A 3,618-nucleotide genomic window follows, 5' to 3' on the forward strand; every position below is an offset into this window, starting at 1 on the left:
TCCTCGTACTCCTCGCCCTCGCCCTCGTCCTCCGCGTCCTTGTACTCCTCGCCCTCGCCTTCCTGGTCCTCCTGCTCCTGGGCGGCTTCTTCCTCCTCCATCGCCTCGTCGTGGGTCTTGACGACCTCGCCGTCGCGGATCTCACCGCGCCAGCCCTCGGCCTCGTCGTTGGTGAGGGAGACGTAGCGCTGGAAGTTCTTGAAGTCCAGCCGCAGCCGGCGGCCCTGCGCGCGCCAGATGTTGCCGGTCTTCTCGAAGAAGCCCGCGGGGTAGTACTCAACGACAAGAACGATGCGGGTCAGGGTGGGAGTGATCTCGTGGAAGCTCACCGCGCCGCGAGTGCTGCCCTTGGCACCCTGCGAGGTCCATACGATGCGCTCGTCCGGCACCTGCTCCTGGACGGTGGCCTTGAAACTCCGCTTGGACGGACCGACCTTCACCTTCCAGTCGGTGGTGACCTCGTCGCCCTGGGAGACGCTCTGCACGCCCTTGGCGAAGCCGCTGAAATCCTCGTACTTCGTCCAGTGGTCGTACGCGGCTCGCACGGGCACACCGACGTCGAGGGTCTCGATCATGTTCATCGGCTTCTTGCCGGACTTCCGCCCGGGCTTGCCGCCCCCGCCGAACGCCCCCTTGACCTTGTCGACCACGTTGTCCTTGACGCTCTTCGCCTTTTCGCCGAGGAAGGCCTTCACCGGGGAATCGCCCTGCAGGACGCGGGCGCCGACCTTCGGCAGCACTCCCCCGTTCTCGGCCACCTCTCCGAGCTGACCCGTCAGGTCGGAGACCTTGTCTCCGGCCTTCTCGACCAGGTGCTCCATCTGGGCCCCGAGGAAGTGCACCGCCTCCTCCCGCAGCTTGTCGAAGCTCGACTTTTCGGACGACTCTTCGGCGGACTTCTCGGGTGACTCACGGTCCCTCGTGGCCATGCCTACCTCCTACGGGTGGAACGCGTGGAGGATGTACCGGACGCGGTCTTCTTGGCCGGGGCCTTCCGCGCCGGGGCGGCCGCCTTCGGCCCCCCGGTCTTCTTGTCCGCGGTCTTCTTCGCCGGGCCGGCCGCTTTCCGGCCCGCGGTCTTCTCGGCCGGGGCCTTGGCCAATCCGGTCCGCGCTGCCGAACGCTTTGCGGGCGGAGTACTGTTCGCCGGCGCCTTCTTGGCAGCCGGGGCCGACTTCCTGGCCGGAGCCTTCTTCACGGGCCTGCGTTCGGTCGAGGGCTCGGGCTCCCCCCTGGGGGCCGACCGCGAGGGCCGCCCGGAACGATCGCCGCTCGACCCTGCCCGGCGCCGTGGGGCACGCTCGCGCGGCAGCTCGTCCTCCGGCTCTCCCCCCTCCTCGGGCTCCTCCTGCGCCTCGCGCTCGGCAGACTCCTGCGGCTCCTCGTCCTCCGATTCCTGGCCCTCTTCTTCCTCGGACTCCGGCTCCTCCTCGTCTGCGGGCCCCCCCTCCTCCTCTTCCTCGGGCTCCAGCTCCTCCTCGTCCGTGTCCTCGTCCTCCGGCTCCTGCTCGTCCGCGTCTTCGGGCTTCGGCTTGCCGACGTTGAGGGTGCGCTCACGCAGGGAATCCGCGAGCTCTCCGACGCGCCGGTTGGCCGCGGCGACCAAAGCCTTCTTGCCCGTCTCCAGGAGCTCCCCCTTGACTTGCTCACTGAGCTCCGCGACCTGGGGAACCTCACCCAGCTTCTTGAGCCCCTCGGTGGCGAGCTGCCGCGGATCGAGGCCGAACCGCCGTCCGGCAATGTAGGTCGCGGCGGCGAAGGCAAGCCGCCCTTTCTTCGCGCGCCCGAGTACGTATCCGCCGGCGACCGCGGCGCCCAGAGCGACCTTGGTGGTGGTGTCCATGAAGCCATCCCTTCAGCCAGCCCCTTCCTGATCGGGCACCGCGTCCAGGGGCACAAAGGTACGAGGGCCCGCGCTCCACGACGGGAGCATTGCCCCGGTTCTCGCTGGCCGGACGCACGCGACGCAGCCGGGGCCCTGAGCCACACAGGCAACAGGCAACAGGCACGTCATGACGACCCGTCACTCTCCGCACCTGGTTGAACGGGGTGCAGCTCCGCGAGGAACGGCGCTCTCGGGCGCTGCGAGCCGTATCTCCAGTCTGGCCAGTTGGCTGGTTGAGCGCACGCCCGGCACAGGATTCTGCGAAGCGACACCGCGACGTGAACGCGTCGTGGGCCCGGGCGGGCAGCACGTCGGGGCGGGTTTGGTCCGCATCCCGGTGTAACTTCGGCCAAGATCCGGACGTTGAGCGATTCGATCGCGTTCGTGGTGCAGCTGACCCGCCGGACCTCAGCGTGAAGCTGAGGAACGGCACGAACTCGGCCCAGGCGGTCTCCCAGAGCCGCACGATCGCCGGTTGCGCCAGGGCCCTGACCGGCCGGGCGGCCCGGCCAGCGCAGGGCGCCTTCACCACCGGCGACTTCACCGGATGGCGCGAGGTCGACGCCACGGCCTGCCCAACCTGCCCGGCCACGTCCCCGAACTGCCACCGGGCAGATGGCATCGCACCCCGAGGCCGCCGAGCCGCGCGTCCGGGTCGGGGTGAGGGGCGGGCGTGGCGGGGGCGGCCGGTGACGTCACCGCGAATCACAGTGGTGCGCGCCCGCGGTAGCGATGGTCGCAGTCGGGGGCGGTCAGGACGGCGGCGAGCCGGGCGGCGCCGCCAGCAACACCGTCGCGGTGGTCATACGCACCTCCGGGAGATCGAGATTGGAGCGTGGCTGTCACCTGCCCAGCAGGTGGGGGTCGGGTGGCCGCCCGAGGCGGTGCGCGGCCCGAACGGCCAGGTGTCCACGCCGAAGCCATCGGCATCCACGGCGGTCAGCCCTCTCCCGGCACGGCGAGCGGATCCGATTCGCCGGCCAGGCCGAGAGCCTCCAACAGCACCTGGCAGTCGTCGGGGTCCCTGGCCCGCGACGCCACCAGCAGGCGCACCCGGTCTTGCACCGACTGCGCGATCGGCTCGGCCGGCTCGATGCTCTCTCCGAGGGTCGTGAGCTCTCTGCGGGTGGCTGGCATTGGGGAACACCCCCAGTCCGAAGTGGATTTCGGCGGGTCCCGGGCCGAACGCCCGGTACAGCCGGCCGAGGCCCGAATGATCGTGTGGTGAGAACCGTCTGCCCAGCCCGGCGAAGGTCACACACCTGCACGAGAGCCGGCCCCGCCGCGCCTGTGACACGCCCCGACGGCGCAGCAGATCGCGCCGATCGCTGTTCGTCCGTAGCGGCTGAGTGGGGCCGTGGCATGGGCTTCGCCCTCGCAGGCGCGGCGGGTCGGTGTGGCCGGCGGACGTCTACCAGCGGTACCAGCGGTGGCGGCGTCCGGAGGAGTGGGTACCGCGGGCAACGAACCCGGCCAGCCACACCACCAGCACAATGATCGCCACCCACCAGAGGATCTTGACAGCAAAGCCCGCTCCGAACAGGAGAAGGGCCAGGAGCAGCACGAGAAGTAGGGGAACCATCGCAACAACCTCCGCATCGGGCGTGATCAGCTTCGGCGAACGCTTGCCCCGGGCGGCTGCCAATATTCGTGCGAATCTATCGGTCGCGAGAGGGCAGGCGGCATGGCGTAACTAGGGCCTGTGTGATGTCGTGATCATTCTTCGGGTTCTG

Annotated in this window: 4 protein-coding genes; all 4 read right to left on the minus strand. The window is 69.7% G+C overall.

The window, feature by feature from the left end; translation table 11 throughout:
* Nucleotides 1–929: SRPBCC family protein (locus AA75_RS15655; protein ID WP_033820635.1), on the minus strand; the 929-nt coding region annotated here is incomplete at its 3' end.
* A gap of 2 nt (nucleotides 930–931) precedes the next feature.
* The gene (locus AA75_RS49375) at nucleotides 932–1,843 is read right to left on the minus strand and encodes a hypothetical protein (protein ID WP_033820636.1); all 912 of its coding nucleotides are present in this window, start codon (nucleotides 1,841–1,843) and stop codon (nucleotides 932–934) included.
* Nucleotides 1,844–2,824: 981 nt separating this feature from the next.
* Nucleotides 2,825–3,022 (minus strand): hypothetical protein, encoded by a 198-nt coding sequence (locus tag AA75_RS15665; RefSeq protein WP_033820637.1) that lies wholly within the window; start codon nucleotides 3,020–3,022, stop codon nucleotides 2,825–2,827.
* 274 nt (nucleotides 3,023–3,296) lie between these two features.
* A complete protein-coding gene (locus tag AA75_RS15670) occupies nucleotides 3,297–3,467 on the minus strand; it encodes a hypothetical protein (RefSeq protein ID WP_033820638.1) in 171 nt (56 codons plus the stop codon).
* Nucleotides 3,468–3,618 lie beyond the last annotated feature (151 nt).

This window comes from Kitasatospora sp. MBT63, assembly GCF_000710465.2.
Classification (GTDB): domain Bacteria; phylum Actinomycetota; class Actinomycetes; order Streptomycetales; family Streptomycetaceae; genus Kitasatospora.